This window comes from Rhizorhapis sp. SPR117 (assembly GCF_021742065.1).
Genome location: NZ_JAKKIE010000076.1, coordinates 1 through 13,170, shown reverse-complemented (window position 1 = coordinate 13,170; position 13,170 = coordinate 1). Strand labels below are relative to the sequence as shown.

Below are 13,170 nucleotides of genomic sequence, written 5' to 3'. Positions count from 1 at the left end.
AGACCGTATACGTTGACGCAGACTGATCAGAGCATCTCAAAATCTACCTTGCAAACGGGGCGGGCCATACGTTTTTTTGGCGCCGTCGGCCGCCGCGCTCTGGCCGTTGCCGGCGGCCGGCACGATGGCGCTGGTCGCGGCGCCGATTGCTCCGAAGGTTTTCTCGACAGGTGGCGCTGGCGGTGCCGCGGGCGGAGTGGGCGGTGCCGGCAGGGTTCCGGCTGCACTGTCGATGTCCGCCTGGTCAGGGGATGGCGGGAATGAGGGCGCTGCTCCCGGCAGAGCTGCCGGCAGCTCGCCACCATCTGTCACGCCCGGCGGTTTGCTTCCGGGCACGACCTTGCCTTCCTCGATCGCGGTGATGCGCTCGCCAAGCAGCGATTGACCGTCGAGCACCTTCTTGAGGTCGCCGCGCAGCTTCGTCTCGAGGCTGTCGCCCCGCAGGCCGGCGCCCATGTCGAGTTTCGAGGCGGCCGGCGCAGCCTCGGGCTGCGCGTGATTGGCGGTCGACGCGGTGTAGAGGCCGTAGCCGAGAACCGCGACCGAGGCCGCTACGCCCAGTTGCTTCGCGCGCAATTTCTGGCGCGCGTTGAGAGCGGCCCAGCGCGCTTTCAGGTCGAGCAGCGCCGGATTGCGCGTGCTCCCGTCAAGTTGATCGGCCGCGGCGGCCTCGGCGAGATGGGTCTGATAAGGCCCTTGGACCGATTCTTCCGCACGGCCGGTACGGCCAGTGCCGGTCTCCACCGGATCATTTTCATCGGTCATTGGGCCGCCTCCCGACGGACGACCACGAGACGAGCCGTGTCGCCGGCCCTGAGCGTGAGGCGGTCGGCGCTGACCGCGAAGATCCGCGCGCCAAGGGCGCGATCGAGAAACTGGCGCTCGTCCAGCGTGGTGTCGGCAGAGACCTCGACGCGGTACTCCGAGGCCGACAGGCCGGCGCCCTCGACCTCGAGGCGGCGGCGTTCGGTAATGTGCGCGCCAGGCAGGCTCGACAGGAGCACCGCGCCGGCCTGCGGCGCCACCTCGGTGAAGGTGGCGGGAATGCGTTCCTGAAAGATGGCGAGCGTGATCGAGACGGCCCGCTCTTCCTCGACAAGCGGTCCCAGCAGTTCTTCGTTCGCCCGGGCGCGCTGTGAGGCGCCGGGCACCAGGCTCACGGTCTGGGCCGGGATATCGGAAGGCTCGGCGTAAAGCGGGTAGATCGCGCCATTGCAGGAGACGAAGAATTCCGATGGCGTGGTCACATAGCTGCGGGTGACCTGGCCCAAATCATCGGTTTCCTTGACGAGAAACTTGATCCACGCATCCGAGCCGCCCTTTTCGACGGCGATCGCCTTCTCGGCCGAGAACTTCACGTCCTCGATCTCACCGCCGACGCAGATGACGTGGTTGATGTCACGGTTGGACAGACGGATCGCACTCCTCTGATCCGGCAGCGCGGTGATTTGCTGCGCGCCGACAGGCACGCTCATCAGGAGGATCGCCGGCAGTGCGAGCGCGCGCGTTCCTCTACCGAAGCTCGGCATCGAAATTCTCCTCGGACAGGCGGGTGAGCCAGAAGCGGCCGTTGTCGATCGCGTAGCCGATGCGTAGCGTGCCCCGGAATTTGCGGATGACGCCGCCGATCACGCGGACCTTCTCGACCGGCACGACGATTTCCGTATCGGTCCAGGTCACCGGCTGATCGGGGCGAATATAGGTCGCGATCGAGAGCGTCGGGTTGTTCGCGAGTTCGTCAAGGATCGCGTTCAGATTGTCGCGCATCCCGTTATAGGCCGACGGGTGGACGATCGAGAGCAGCTCCTGGAACTGCCGGTCCGCCGAATAGGCCGAATAGGTGCCCGACAGCGTGACGATGTTGCGCGTGATCGTTCGCAGATAGGCGGTCGAGGGCTTCGAGCCCGTCACATAGAGATCACCGCTCGCGCCGAACGGAACCACGACGGTGCGCCGGTTCTGGTCGGAGGAATAGACCACCGCGCCCAGCACGGCCGTGATGCCGAACAGCCCGACGATCGCGAATTTGAGAAGCCGGTTCTCCTCGAACAGGTTTGAGCTTCCCTGCAGATAACGGTGGATGCCGAAGCTGGCGGGTTTGCCGATCAGAGGATCGGCCTCCGGCCCGGTGCGGCGGTTGAGGAATGACATGGCGCCAGCTCACTCGAAGAAGCGGGTCTGGGTCGGACCCGGATAGTGACGAAAGGAAAGCAGGCCCCAGCGCCACGCGAGGTGGGGAAGGAAGCCGCGTGGCTTCGATCGCTTCCACGGGATGAAAAGGAGAAGGGCGCCGATGAGCATCCAGCCGATCACCCCGCCGACGATTGCGGCGACGAAGATGGTCGACAGAACCAGTACGAACTCGTCCGCCGCGAACCACAAAATCTGCGTCGGGCGATGGAGATACTGGGGCAGACGTTCGTCCAACGTCCTTCTCCTCTTGCTTCATGCCCCCGGCATGGGGGCGGTTTTCCCAGGGAGCCGGTTCATCGGCGCCCCGGGTTCGTGAGGCCGCGCCAGCGCTCGCGGGACGGGGGCGCGGCCAATCCGGTCAGATCACCATTCCGAAAGTCTGGAGGATCGTGTCCGATTTGATCAGGCAGACCGCGGCGACGATGGTCGGGATGCCGACCATGACGTTCGAGAAAAGCCGCGAGACGCCGAACAGGAAGGCCGCGACACCGCCGACAAAGCCGAGCGGTCCCTTGACCCCCTTGTTGACCACGATGTCGTAGATGTCGTAGCCGAGGTCGCCTGCGGCCGGGGCCGTGAAGGCATGGGCGCCGCCGCTCGCGAGCGCGAACATAGCAAGCATAGGCAGCCCGGTGCTGGCGTAGGAGACGGTCCGACGCCCGATTTTCTTGATCATTGCGCATACTCCGAGGATGTGGGAGCCGTCCGGAAGCATGCCTGCGGACCCCGAATGGGCTCGTTGGCGGCCGATGATCGTGTCGGACGGCTCCCATGGGCCGCGACCATCGGCATCTCGACACGCCAGGCCGGCGCTGGGACGTCGCGTTGGACGCCAGACCGGTCGGACGGCCGCCAGAAGTGGGTGAGGTGTTTCAGCGGTTCGCATGCGGAGCCGCCTTCGCGGCCAGCTTGGCGCGAGCCTGATCGAGAAAAGTCTCGAGTTCGGCCTGCTGAAAACCCGATATCAATTGACCGTCAGCGATCAGCGTCGGCGTGCCGCTCACACCGATCTTGCGGACGAGATCCGCATCGGCCTCCACCTTCGCGTGGCCTGCCATGCACTTATGCATCTGCGCAGGCTTGGCCCCGGCGTAGACGGCCTTGAAGGTCGCTTCCTTGTCCGGTGAGCAGAGGATGTGCTCGGCCTTTGCGGCCGCATCCGGGTGAATACCCGAGACGAAATAGACCAGCCGCCGCACGGGCTTGCCCTCCGCGGCCTTGGTCGCCCAGAAGCGCTCCAGCGCCCTGCAGTAGGGACAATCGGGATCCGTGAATTCGATGATCGTCGGCGCGCCGGCGGGTCCAATGGTCAATGCCTTCGCCGGATCGATCGCGGCGAGATGCTTCCTCGCGGTCGCCTCCTGGGCCAGCGCGGTGACGTTGGCGCCATTCTTGTCGTAGATCGACGCGAAGAGGATGTGTTCGCTCTCGGGGGCGAAATAGATCACGCGGCCGCCCGCGATCGCCTGATAGATCGGTCCCTTGACCGGCGCCGGGCCAAAATCCTCGAACTGGAGATTGGTGAAGGTCTGGTGCAGCTGCTGTTCGGCTTCGGCCGCCGCCTGCGCGAGCGCGGAGCGATCGTTGCCTTTGTGGGTTGCCGGTTCTTGGGCGAGGGCAGGGGCGGTGGCGATCAGCAGCGCCGCCATACCGGCGCCGCCGGCGTGACGCTTAATCCAATGGGGCATTTGATATCTCCTGAGGTATGATGCTCGAGGATCCGGTCACGAGGCTGCGATCGAGATGGACCGAACTTCCCAGCATGAGCTGCGCTGCCGGCATCGAAAGGCCGGCGGTGGAGGCGTTGCCGCGGCTGCGGATCACGAAGTCGGTTGCGGCTTCAGTGATCGTAAGCCGTATCATCTGCGGTGCCGGCGCGGGGGAAGCGCGCGGCGCGGCGCAGCCCATGACCGTCGCCGGGAGAAGCAACGCGACGGCGATTGCCTTGTGTCTGTTGGGCATCGGGCTGTCCCCCCTCGCGTGAAATTCGGAAGCCTGCAGCTGGCGCACGGACTGGCGTTCTCCGCGTCCGTTCGTGCGCCATGCCGAGGCGTCCTCGACGTGCGGAAGGAATGATGTGTTTCACCCTGAAACAGCAATCGGGTAGACACTGACGTGTGAACCTGGACACCTCAGTGACGTATTCGCCACTTCAGTACGCATCTGCTCACTTATGTGGTGATTTGGCCTGGTCGCCGGGAGCCGTCGCTCGTCCGTTTGGCCGAGGCCAATAGAGAGGAACGAATCGCACCGTGGGCCGTCCATCGAGAACCTACGCGCTCAGGATGTCACCAGCTGGAGTCGAGCTCTTTCTCGATTGCCACCATCGCCTGTGCAGGCTGACCCATCAGTTGCTGCCCTATGGCCAAACGCTGTTCGCGGCCATGATGCACCTCAGCCGCCTCGACGCCGTCCTCATCATGGACGACCTCGCAACCTTCAAGGCATCGGGGCTTGCGGGTCGCCGCAATTGCTTTGTCGGCGCCCCATCGTGCCTAATGGATGTCGTCTCGCGGATTTCTACAAGCATTGCCGAGCAATTGCCCGACAATCGGCGTCCGATCATGACCTCCCGACTCTTCATCGTTGCGCTCAGACGCTTTCGAGCGGCCGACTCGGACGACTTGCTGCGTTCCTATGAACTGATGGTCGAGGAGGCCGGCCCGATGCTTAAGATTCCTAAAGACTGGCGCGACATCAGGCGCTCCGAGGCAGGGCATTGATACGCTACACATAAGATGCGGCAACATTGGCCTATTCTCTCGTTGACCTGCGGATATGTATCTTACACAAATCTGCAGCATCGAGCAGGCCGTGGCGGGCTGAAAGCTACCTTCGGGAGAGGGAGATGCCGCTTGCGCGCGATAACAAAACCGAAGAACCAGTCTATTTGTCCGAAGTCAAGCGGCTGTCAGGACAGCGCATAGAGCAGGAAAGACGGCGACGCGGGTTGAGCCAATCTTTCATGGGTACGAGGATAGGACGGGGAACGACCTGGGTACGCCAGATCGAATCTGGTTGCCCCAAAGTTCGCCTGGATGATCATGTCCTTTGCTATGACTTCTTGAGCATTTCTCCGCTGGCGATCTTCATCCCTCTTCTCTTTCTCCTTCACGGCCGCGAATGTCCGCCGCATCTTCTGTTCGGCAACCTCAAGCACCTCGAAGAGGCGATCCTCAACTGCGTGATCAACTGGAACCTTAGAAATCTGCGTGGCCTTCTGCACCAACAGCCTTCGGATGAGCCGGAGGAGGCGATGGCGACAGGCCATAGCGAAAATTCGGTGTGCGCCGCGGATCGGCCGTGAGTCTCACATTTGCGACTCGAGGACCCTCGCTGACCACTGTCGGTAGCCTGAGCCTCTATTAAGGACGGCGTAACGCCTTGGCGTAAAAGGCAATCGCCGCGGAGGCATCCTCGAAGTAGATCTGTGGAATGGCCACATTGCGGTAGCGATAAGTCCGTAGCTCGGTTTTCTCTGGCACGGTCGTCCGTCTTCCCATTTGAGTTTCGAGGAGGTTCGAGCGAGCGGCGGACGATGCGATGCGATGCGATGCGATGCGATGCGCGGAGATGCCTACCAGAGGTTCTTGCCGTCAATGACCGCGACTGGCCAGTCGGCTGCCTCGAAGTCGTCGATGAGACGCGCATTGAGCGCGATGCGCCGGGTCTTGCCGTCCCATGAGCCGTCCTTATCGAAGGCCGGGCTGTCGGCGTATGTGTCGCATCCGCACGCGCTGCAGAAATGGTTGGCGACCTGCTTCGACCGCCAGCGATAGGCCGCGTCGCTATCGGCCTGCCGCACGGTGAACTGATCCGGCCGGTAATAGGCGAAGAGGTGCCCGCGCTTCGAGCACAAGGAACAGGTGCAGCGGGTCAACTTTTCGGGAAGCTCGGCATCAACCTCCATCACCGTGCGTCCGCAATGGCATCGTGCCGTGATCGTCATGGACTCCTCCAAATCTTGCTCGATGAAGACTTCCTCGCTCTCGCTCAGTCGTAGCGGCTGACTTCCACCAGGTTGCCGTCCGGGTCACGGAAGTACATCAACATCATTCTGCCCTGCGCGCCTTCGCGCTCGATCGGACCGAGCTCGATCGCGACGCCGCAGCTCTCGAGATGCGCGCGTACCTCGTCGAGCGGTCGTTCGATGACCAGGCAGAAGTCGCCCGCGCCGGACGTCGGCGCGACAGCCTTGGGGTCGAACGTGTGGCCGACCTCGTGGACGTTGTTCTTCCGACGACCGAAGGTTAGCGCGGCGGGCCGCATCGCCGCGCCCACCCGGCGAAAGCCGAGCGCACGCTCATAGAAGGCGCACGTCGCCTCCAGGCAACGGCCGGTGAGAACCAGATGGTCGATGCGGTCGATCATGCTGCCTCTCCGAAGAAACGAAGGAAATGTGCGGCGACCGCATGGGGCTGCTCTTCGGGTATGAAGTGACCGCAGGGCAGCACCTCACCTTCGACCTGGCTGGCCCACGGCCGCCACAGCGCGACGCCGTCCTTGCCCTTGAGCGAACCCTGCTCGCCCCACAGGACCAGCAACGGCATCGCCAGCTTACGTCCGCGGTCGGCCTCGTCCAGCTCGCGGTCGATGCCCCAGCCGGCGCGATAATCCTCGCACCAGCCCCGCACCGTCCCGGATTGCTGCGCGCAGGCGACATAATCGGCGACATTCTGCTCTGGAAACTCGAATCCCGGCGCCGACTGGTGTTCGAGGATGTAGCGCACGAACCATTCGGGATCGGCGCCGATCAGCTTCTCGGGCAAGCCATCCGGCTGCGCCAGGAACGGCCAGTGCCACGTCGCGACAGCTTGCTTCGCTCCCATGCTGTTCCAGACATCGGCGGTCGGAACCACGTCGAGGCTGGCGAGCCGCGTCACCACTTCGGGATAGTCCAGCGCGAGCCGATAGGCGACGCGGGCACCGCGATCATGCGCGCCGACCGCGAACCGATCGAAACCGAGCGCCTTCATTGCCAGGATTTGGTCCTGCGCCATCGCCCGCTTGGAATAAGCAGCATGCTGATCGCCGCCCTCCGGTTTGCCGCTTCGGCCGTAGCCACGCAGATCGGGCATGACGACGGTGAACATCTCCGCGAGCCCAGGCGCCATCGCCGACCAGCACATGCGTGTCTGCGGCCAACCGTGGAGCAACAGCAAAGGTCGCCCGCTGCCGCCGACGAGGGCATCCACTTCGATGTCCTCGCCCGGAAGATGCCGACGCGCAAATCCCTCGATCGAACCGTCAACCATGCAGTTCTCGCCTTTCGCCAATCGACAATAACTCTAACCGAGGCTGATTGTTCTCAGGCTCCGATGGCTCTCGGACAGATGACACTTGAAGGATGCTTGTATGATCAGCCTTTCCTCGCTGCCCGGAATGCCCCGCCTTGGGCCGGCGAGTTCCCTGTCCCTAGCAAAGCGGTTGCGGTGAGACTCTCCGGCGAAAGGCGGAGAGCGGCAGCCTCTGGCGGTGCCAGGCTAGTATGAACGGCGATACGTACTCGTTATGTTTGTCCTGCATGGCACGATCGCCGGAGCCATTGCGCAAGATGAGTGAGCCGGCGGCAGGTCACGCCTCGTTTCCTCCAGATGTGCGGCGTTTGCCCGATAATGGCGACATCGTTCGGAACGCTACAGAAAATGCACATCGACGCGCATTGAAGCCCAACTGTGAGCAATGCTTGGCGAGACCAACCCCGGCGAAGTCGACATGCATCGCAGCCATCCGGGATTCTACGGATCGGCGGCTACATGGAATTGCGGGATAGCCTGAGCTCTTGAATCCTGCGGACCTGAAGGGTGCGGCGCAGTGGCGGACTTCTCGGCAATTTTCAGATGATCGGCTGGTTCCGACATTGTGGTGCGAACGCGCTCTATTCTCCTGGGCGGTCAGCTAGCCAACTCATTCGGAACTGTCATCTCACCGGCGCAGAAGGAAGGATCCTCGATGCCATCTAATGCCGCCGCTCTTACCCGGTTGATGTTCGCGGAGGAACGGGCGCTGAAGCGGCTTTTTGCACGCATGGTTGAACGCGAAAGCCTCGAAGACACTCTTCAGTCCCTTTGGATCCGGGTGCAACGCGTCGCGGATGACCCGGCTATAGAGGATATGGGGGCGTTCCTGTTCTATCTTGCGCGTTGCGTCGCGCTCGATCAGGGTAGGGCCGAGGCGCGCCGCAAACGGTTACAGCGGGAGATCGAGAGTATCGTCTGGGGCGTGGATTATGTCCTTCCAGTTGACCAAGTCGCGATTGCGAAGGACGGCCTCAGTCGCGTTCTTGCGCGGGCAGAAGCCCTGCCGGAGCCAACCCGCACGATCTTCTATCTCAATCGAATGGAAAACATCCCGCAGCGCGATGTCGCCAAACGGCTGGGGGTCTCCCGGACCACGGTCGAAAAGCACATGCGGCGCGCTCTCGCTGCTCTCTGTGCGGCGCTGGCGGAAAGCTAAGCCGCATTTTTCTTAATCAGCGGTTAGGCAATCGGTTCCCGCCTTCGCCCTACGAATTGTAGGCACGGATCTGACCGCGCCTTGCCGGGGAATTCGATAGGCCGATGCATGAACGCGACCCTGGACCCACCTCCGCCGCGCAAAGTTGGGTCGTGCGCCTCACTTCTGGAGACATGAACGACCGTGAGATGCGGCGATTCCGCGATTGGGTCGCGAAGCCGGACAACGAGCGGGCGTTCCAGCTCGCAGTGGCGAATTGGCGTACACTCGGCGCGCTCCGTGAGGGTCTGGCCCGCACGATCACATTGCCCTCTGCGAGTTCGGTGATGCGACGCAAGCTCACGCGTTGGGTGAGCTTTATGATCCCTTCCCTTAACCGAAATGGCTGAACGTAATATAGGTTGTATCAGAACTATCGTGCATGGGCGCGATGCAAGTTCTGTCGTCTACGTATCGCCGCTGGCATCTAGACCATCGATGTACCCTTCGAACAGGCTCGTCACATTTGCAGCGGTCGCAGTCTGATCGAAATCGCGCGGGTGAACGAACTCGTCCCTGAACCAGGGGTATTTCTCCCCCGAGAAGGCCGATGTCAGCCAATCTACGGCCCGCTCCACCTCGGGGGATTGGGCGCGGGCGGGATTCAAGACACACAGGATCTCGCGCTTGAGGTGGACACCGATATCGATGGGGCGCACCAAGCGACTGATGGCGCGGGCATAGGTCGGAAGGAATCCTATGCCACCCCCTGCGGCAACCGCGCGGAAATGCGTCAAACTACTGTTCGTGGTCAGGCTGATCAGATCGCCCGTATCGACTGTGCCCACAAAGAAGGGGAGCAACTGTGAAGCGACCTGGTCCGCCTCCTGCCAAACCAATCGGTGATCAGGCCAGTCATCGACGGATTGCGGCACGCCCGCTTCTCGCAGATACTTGTCGGACGCGAACGGCATCAGATGGAGTGTCCCCAGGCGGAAGCACAGCGAACTGGCCACCTCCGGCTGCTCGAGTTGAACTGCAATGTCGAAGTCACCCTCTGCCATGTCCACGCGCTGCATGTCGCAATGCAGTTCGATCCTAAGCTGGGTCGCGGCCTGGAATTCGAGAATGCGCGGCGTCAGCCAATAGGTACCCAATCCCTCGGTCGCCGCGATCCTGACGCGCATCCGCTGTCCGCTTTCCGCGTCCTGATGCGCCGCGCTTTGCCGCGACGAATGCATCTCTCGGGCGATACGCAGCAATGCCTGGCCGGATTGCGTAAGTTGCAGACCATCGCGGCCGCGTCGGGCGATGAGCTCTCCCAGAACATCCTCCATTCGCGCCAGCCTGTTGCGTACGGTATTGATCGCACGGCGCGTGCGGATTGCACCGGCCCTGATGCTTCCGGCCTCGGCGACGTTCAGAAAGAGCTCGAGATCCGTCCAGTCGATTTGCTTGAGATTGGCCCGGAAGGACGCCGGAATTCCCTTCCCAAGCGCTCCACGCGGAAGACCCCGTTGGCCTAAGCCGCCAGGCTCTGTCGACAGCAGGGAGGTCGAGCGAGAGGCTGGCCGCTTCTTGATCATAGCGTGACACGCGCGCGGGGCGTGTCCGGCGGCCGCCCCCTGGCGGTCAACTCGCCATCTTGACCAGCCGCTATCGGCGACCACATCGGCGCGGAAATCGTCTCTCCACGGCCCAAGCTTCCTCTCGGTCTCAACATGCGAACAGCCCTCCTGGCAATTCCTCTCCTCAAGATAAGGCGCTCGCTTTGGCGCTTTGCCTATCCCCGGGGGCGGCACAAACCATCTCCGATTTGAACGGGATGAGGGCCGGCGCACGCGCGCACGGGTCAACATTTGATCCACCCAGGTCAGAAATGGCCTCGCTTCACTGGAATGCGAAAGGCGTAGCTGAACAACCCTTCACATCTCGAAGGGGGTTCCATGTATCAAGAGTCAGTTAGTCCCGCCGACGTCGATGGCTATCGCTCGATGGCATTCTCGGATCGCATCCGGAAGCTCTGCAATGACGGCAGCCGGCCGGCGGCTGTCACGCGCCGCGCGACGATCCGTGAGGCCCTTCGCGCACTTGGCCATGCCCGTATCAGTCTCCCAGGCTTGGCCTGCGATAAGGTCGTCGAAGCCGCGATGGCGCATAACCCGGACATTTTCCAGCTTATCGAAGGGAACGGGCTCCCGCCCGGGAGTATGCCGTTTCTCGCTTATCTGCCGCTCACCAGTGACGGCGCCCGAGCTTTGATCGAAGGACGGTTCAAAGGAAGCGCCCCCGATCTCGCACTCGTTTGCCGCGGCGACGAAGTTCCGTCAGCCATCTACATCTGGCTGATTTTCGCACCCGCCGCTTTCGGGCCGACGGTCAAGGCACTTGCCCCTTTTCTGGGCCGTCTGTCACCCGATGGATGTCCGCTTTTCACAAGGGCGGTGACCGGCCACACCGCCAAGCTGTTTCCCGCCATGGGCTTCGTCGCGGCCCAGTCCGTCTACCCGTCCGCGCCTCGCGACCTCCTTTCCCTGCCACCGCTTTCGGGCTTTCCCGTCTTCGGTATCGACCATCGTCGGGGAAGCGGTGAGATCGAGGTCGGGGTTGCGCGCACGGTCGAGGATCTGCTGAAGGCCTTCTCCGTGCGGGCCGCGACGTACATCAGCGAACAGGAATGCCCGTATGAAGAGGAGTTCGATGGAAACGACTTCTGCGCGACCCATCTGATTGGTCGGATCGACGGCGAGCCCGCGGGATGTATCCGCATCCGCTTCTTCGCGGATTTCGTGAAGCTCGAGAGACTGGCTGTCCGCAAGGAATACCGGACATCCAGGCTCGCTTTCCGGCTGGTTCGCGAGGCCATCGGCTATTGCAGGCGGAAGGGGTATCGACGAGCATATGGTCACTCGCGTGTCGACCTGACCCGCTTCTGGGGCCTGTTCGGCTTCAAGCCGCTGTCTGATCGCTCATCCTTCGCCTTTTCGAATGTGGAGTATGTCGAGCTCGAGGCGGATCTCGGGATCGATCCGAATCCCATCGTCATCGGGGCAAATCCATATATCCTTATCCGTCCAGAAGGGGATTGGGACAGCCCTGGACCGCTCGACCGCTCAGCGGCGCGCTGCGGCTTCCCAAAGTCCGCGGCGCTCGAGCCCGAGCGCCATTGCAAGGGCCGGAGCGCTGCCGCTGTCCCCGTGCGATGATCGGGGAGCGAAAGATGACCAAGCAGATCGGAAGGATCGATCAAGGCGCCGCCGAGGAGATCACCCCGCCCATAGATACGTGGGGACTCCAGCCATCGGGCCACCGACAGCTCTCGCCATCCGTGCCTACACATGAGACAGCGCGCGCCTCCGACGCCGGTTCCTTGCCGGGTATTGACCTCGCCTCATGGTGGCTTAGGGCTCGACGGCTGCGCGAGGAGTTCTTCGGAGCGGAGATTTTTTCGGACCCGGCATGGGATATATTACTGTGTCTCTACGGGGTAGCGGCCCAGGGCAAGAAGGTGAAGATCACCAGCCTTTCGCCGATGACCGGCCTGCCGATCACCACGGCGGGGCGCTGGGCCAGAAATCTGGTAGCGAGCGGCTTGCTCGAGCGCGAACGAGACTCTCGTGACCGTCGGCGCTCCTTTGTCGGCCTCAGTCCCAAGGGATATGAGCTGGTCAGGGGCTATTTCGAGAAGTTGATAGCGAAGAACGATCTCCCTCATCCGCCACAAGGTTGAACCGTCTGCGAAATCACCGGCCGGTGATAAAGTGGCACGCGGACATTTTTCATCCGAGTGGAAACCTCGCTGGCGCAACATGCGCTCTGGTCAAGCCGATGAGCAGAGCGCACGCTCTCACGGCGTGCGAGCCTGCCCTTCAGCGAGAAAGGGAACACGCCGGCGGTGGGAAGGGGAGGACCACACCGGTCGGCAGCTGCTGGGCTCGTCCAAATCGGCTACGCAATTCCCTCTTTGCGGCGTTGACCGCTCGTTGGGTGTGCGCCGCACTGTCGCCATCGCCCTCGTCGAGTTCGTCGAGAAGGGCCAGGGCGCGATCCAGATGCCTGACAAGCATCACCCATTTTCTATGCGTCTCCACTGACAATTTCCGCTCTCCGCCCGCTGTGCGGTGAATAGAACGTGGTAACCGAGGCGCCACGACTTGCTATCCACCGGCCGTTTCTCCGATGCGACCGGGCGTTGAATCTTGTCGGCGCCCGGAACGAGTGCGCTGGTTGAGGCGCGAGCGGCGCGGCTTCAATGCGCCGATGGCTCCCGCGTGGGACGCGGGAGCCGGGGCTGGTAACATGCGAAGTGACATGCGCCTGCGCTTTTAGCCGCAAGCGACCTGGACATATGCACAGGCACCCCGGCGGATCGCTCCGCCGCGGGCCATCGCACTTCGCGGGATTACCAGTCCCGACGCCACACCTCTGCAGCGCGCTATTGCGCTAGCACACGCGCGCTTCTCGACTGTGGATCGGCATGCAAAAAGGACCCCGTTAGCGGGGTGATCGGCGTCTAAAAGGGACCCCTCATTTCGATGGTTT

The 13,170-nt window shown here is 62.7% G+C and carries 17 protein-coding genes; 6 read left to right on the top strand and 11 right to left on the bottom strand.

Annotated elements, in window-relative coordinates:
* Positions 1-36 precede the first annotated feature (36 nt).
* From L3X40_RS18940 to L3X40_RS18910, 7 genes are all read right to left on the bottom strand, one after another.
* Positions 37-765 carry a hypothetical protein gene (locus L3X40_RS18940; RefSeq protein WP_338331160.1) on the bottom strand — a complete coding sequence of 243 codons (729 nt, stop codon included), beginning with the start codon at positions 763-765 and terminating at the stop codon, positions 37-39.
* A complete protein-coding gene (locus tag L3X40_RS18935) occupies positions 762-1,529 on the bottom strand; it encodes a type-F conjugative transfer system secretin TraK (RefSeq protein ID WP_066556749.1) in 768 nt (255 codons plus the stop codon). Before L3X40_RS18935 ends, L3X40_RS18940 begins: the two co-directional genes overlap by 4 nt.
* Entirely contained in the window at positions 1,513-2,151 is a 639-nt protein-coding gene (locus L3X40_RS18930; protein ID WP_066556752.1) for a TraE/TraK family type IV conjugative transfer system protein, read from the bottom strand. The genes L3X40_RS18935 and L3X40_RS18930 overlap by 17 nt, the downstream gene beginning before the upstream one ends.
* 9 nt (positions 2,152-2,160) lie before the next feature.
* Positions 2,161-2,427, bottom strand: a complete 267-nt coding sequence (gene traL, locus L3X40_RS18925) for a type IV conjugative transfer system protein TraL (RefSeq protein ID WP_066556756.1) — start codon at positions 2,425-2,427, stop codon at positions 2,161-2,163.
* A 124-nt stretch (positions 2,428-2,551) separates the two neighbouring features.
* The gene (locus tag L3X40_RS18920) at positions 2,552-2,869 is read right to left on the bottom strand and encodes a hypothetical protein (RefSeq protein WP_066556758.1); all 318 of its coding nucleotides are present in this window, start codon (positions 2,867-2,869) and stop codon (positions 2,552-2,554) included.
* Between the two features lie 196 nt (positions 2,870-3,065).
* A complete protein-coding gene (locus L3X40_RS18915) occupies positions 3,066-3,881 on the bottom strand; it encodes a DsbC family protein (protein WP_066556761.1) in 816 nt (271 codons plus the stop codon).
* A complete protein-coding gene (locus tag L3X40_RS18910; RefSeq protein WP_237366973.1) occupies positions 3,865-4,155 on the bottom strand; it encodes a hypothetical protein in 291 nt (96 codons plus the stop codon). The genes L3X40_RS18915 and L3X40_RS18910 overlap by 17 nt, the downstream gene beginning before the upstream one ends.
* 323 nt (positions 4,156-4,478) lie before the next feature.
* Here L3X40_RS18910 and L3X40_RS18905 point away from each other — a divergent pair, with 323 nt between their 5' ends.
* Both L3X40_RS18905 and L3X40_RS18900 read left to right on the top strand, forming a co-directional pair.
* Entirely contained in the window at positions 4,479-4,916 is a 438-nt protein-coding gene (locus tag L3X40_RS18905) for a hypothetical protein (protein WP_237366972.1), read from the top strand.
* 125 nt (positions 4,917-5,041) lie between these two features.
* Entirely contained in the window at positions 5,042-5,500 is a 459-nt protein-coding gene (locus L3X40_RS18900; RefSeq protein WP_066556772.1) for a hypothetical protein, read from the top strand.
* Between the two features lie 270 nt (positions 5,501-5,770).
* Here the strand turns inward: L3X40_RS18900 and L3X40_RS18895 are convergent, their stop codons facing one another.
* From L3X40_RS18895 to L3X40_RS18885, 3 genes are read right to left on the bottom strand one after another with little or no spacing between them, the layout of a single operon-like run.
* The gene (locus L3X40_RS18895) at positions 5,771-6,142 is read right to left on the bottom strand and encodes a GFA family protein (RefSeq protein WP_066556774.1); all 372 of its coding nucleotides are present in this window, start codon (positions 6,140-6,142) and stop codon (positions 5,771-5,773) included.
* Between the two features lie 44 nt (positions 6,143-6,186).
* Entirely contained in the window at positions 6,187-6,564 is a 378-nt protein-coding gene (locus L3X40_RS18890) for a VOC family protein (protein WP_066556777.1), read from the bottom strand.
* The gene (locus L3X40_RS18885) at positions 6,561-7,448 is read right to left on the bottom strand and encodes an alpha/beta fold hydrolase (RefSeq protein WP_237366971.1); all 888 of its coding nucleotides are present in this window, start codon (positions 7,446-7,448) and stop codon (positions 6,561-6,563) included. The genes L3X40_RS18890 and L3X40_RS18885 overlap by 4 nt, the downstream gene beginning before the upstream one ends.
* Before the next feature lie 697 nt (positions 7,449-8,145).
* Here L3X40_RS18885 and L3X40_RS18880 point away from each other — a divergent pair.
* Both L3X40_RS18880 and L3X40_RS18875 read left to right on the top strand, forming a co-directional pair.
* Positions 8,146-8,649, top strand: a complete 504-nt coding sequence (locus L3X40_RS18880) for an RNA polymerase sigma factor (protein ID WP_082748557.1) — start codon at positions 8,146-8,148, stop codon at positions 8,647-8,649.
* A gap of 104 nt (positions 8,650-8,753) precedes the next feature.
* Positions 8,754-9,038: a FecR/PupR family sigma factor regulator gene (locus L3X40_RS18875; protein WP_066556784.1), complete on the top strand. Its 285-nt coding sequence runs from the start codon at positions 8,754-8,756 to the stop codon at positions 9,036-9,038.
* Positions 9,039-9,095: 57 nt separating this feature from the next.
* On the opposite strand, the gene L3X40_RS18870 is transcribed toward L3X40_RS18875, so the two are convergent.
* Complete coding sequence (locus tag L3X40_RS18870; RefSeq protein ID WP_066556786.1) at positions 9,096-10,214, bottom strand: LysR family transcriptional regulator; 1,119 nt, start codon at positions 10,212-10,214, stop codon at positions 9,096-9,098.
* A gap of 360 nt (positions 10,215-10,574) precedes the next feature.
* On the opposite strand from L3X40_RS18870, the gene L3X40_RS18865 reads away from it, so the two are divergent.
* On the top strand, positions 10,575-11,834 hold the full coding sequence (locus tag L3X40_RS18865; protein WP_082748559.1) for a GNAT family N-acetyltransferase: 1,260 nt from the start codon (positions 10,575-10,577) through the stop codon (positions 11,832-11,834).
* Positions 11,835-11,848: 14 nt separating this feature from the next.
* Entirely contained in the window at positions 11,849-12,358 is a 510-nt protein-coding gene (locus L3X40_RS18860) for a winged helix DNA-binding protein (RefSeq protein ID WP_082748836.1), read from the top strand.
* Positions 12,359-13,170: the final 812 nt, after the last annotated feature.

Excerpts from the sequence above, each read along its gene's own strand:
- L3X40_RS18940 (WP_338331160.1), bottom strand. The coding sequence starts at position 765 with ATGACCGATGAAAATGATCCGGTGGAGACCGGCACTGGCCGTACCGGC.
- L3X40_RS18935 (WP_066556749.1), bottom strand. The coding sequence starts at position 1,529 with ATGCCGAGCTTCGGTAGAGGAACGCGCGCGCTCGCACTGCCGGCGATC.
- L3X40_RS18930 (WP_066556752.1), bottom strand. The coding sequence starts at position 2,151 with ATGTCATTCCTCAACCGCCGCACCGGGCCGGAGGCCGATCCTCTGATC.
- L3X40_RS18920 (WP_066556758.1), bottom strand. The coding sequence starts at position 2,869 with ATGATCAAGAAAATCGGGCGTCGGACCGTCTCCTACGCCAGCACCGGG.
- L3X40_RS18915 (WP_066556761.1), bottom strand. The coding sequence starts at position 3,881 with ATGCCCCATTGGATTAAGCGTCACGCCGGCGGCGCCGGTATGGCGGCG.
- L3X40_RS18910 (WP_237366973.1), bottom strand. The coding sequence starts at position 4,155 with ATGCCCAACAGACACAAGGCAATCGCCGTCGCGTTGCTTCTCCCGGCG.
- L3X40_RS18905 (WP_237366972.1), top strand. The coding sequence starts at position 4,479 with ATGTCACCAGCTGGAGTCGAGCTCTTTCTCGATTGCCACCATCGCCTG.
- L3X40_RS18900 (WP_066556772.1), top strand. The coding sequence starts at position 5,042 with ATGCCGCTTGCGCGCGATAACAAAACCGAAGAACCAGTCTATTTGTCC.
- L3X40_RS18895 (WP_066556774.1), bottom strand. The coding sequence starts at position 6,142 with ATGACGATCACGGCACGATGCCATTGCGGACGCACGGTGATGGAGGTT.
- L3X40_RS18890 (WP_066556777.1), bottom strand. The coding sequence starts at position 6,564 with ATGATCGACCGCATCGACCATCTGGTTCTCACCGGCCGTTGCCTGGAG.
- L3X40_RS18885 (WP_237366971.1), bottom strand. The coding sequence starts at position 7,448 with ATGGTTGACGGTTCGATCGAGGGATTTGCGCGTCGGCATCTTCCGGGC.
- L3X40_RS18880 (WP_082748557.1), top strand. The coding sequence starts at position 8,146 with ATGCCATCTAATGCCGCCGCTCTTACCCGGTTGATGTTCGCGGAGGAA.
- L3X40_RS18875 (WP_066556784.1), top strand. The coding sequence starts at position 8,754 with ATGCATGAACGCGACCCTGGACCCACCTCCGCCGCGCAAAGTTGGGTC.
- L3X40_RS18870 (WP_066556786.1), bottom strand. The coding sequence starts at position 10,214 with ATGATCAAGAAGCGGCCAGCCTCTCGCTCGACCTCCCTGCTGTCGACA.
- L3X40_RS18865 (WP_082748559.1), top strand. The coding sequence starts at position 10,575 with ATGTATCAAGAGTCAGTTAGTCCCGCCGACGTCGATGGCTATCGCTCG.
- L3X40_RS18860 (WP_082748836.1), top strand. The coding sequence starts at position 11,849 with ATGACCAAGCAGATCGGAAGGATCGATCAAGGCGCCGCCGAGGAGATC.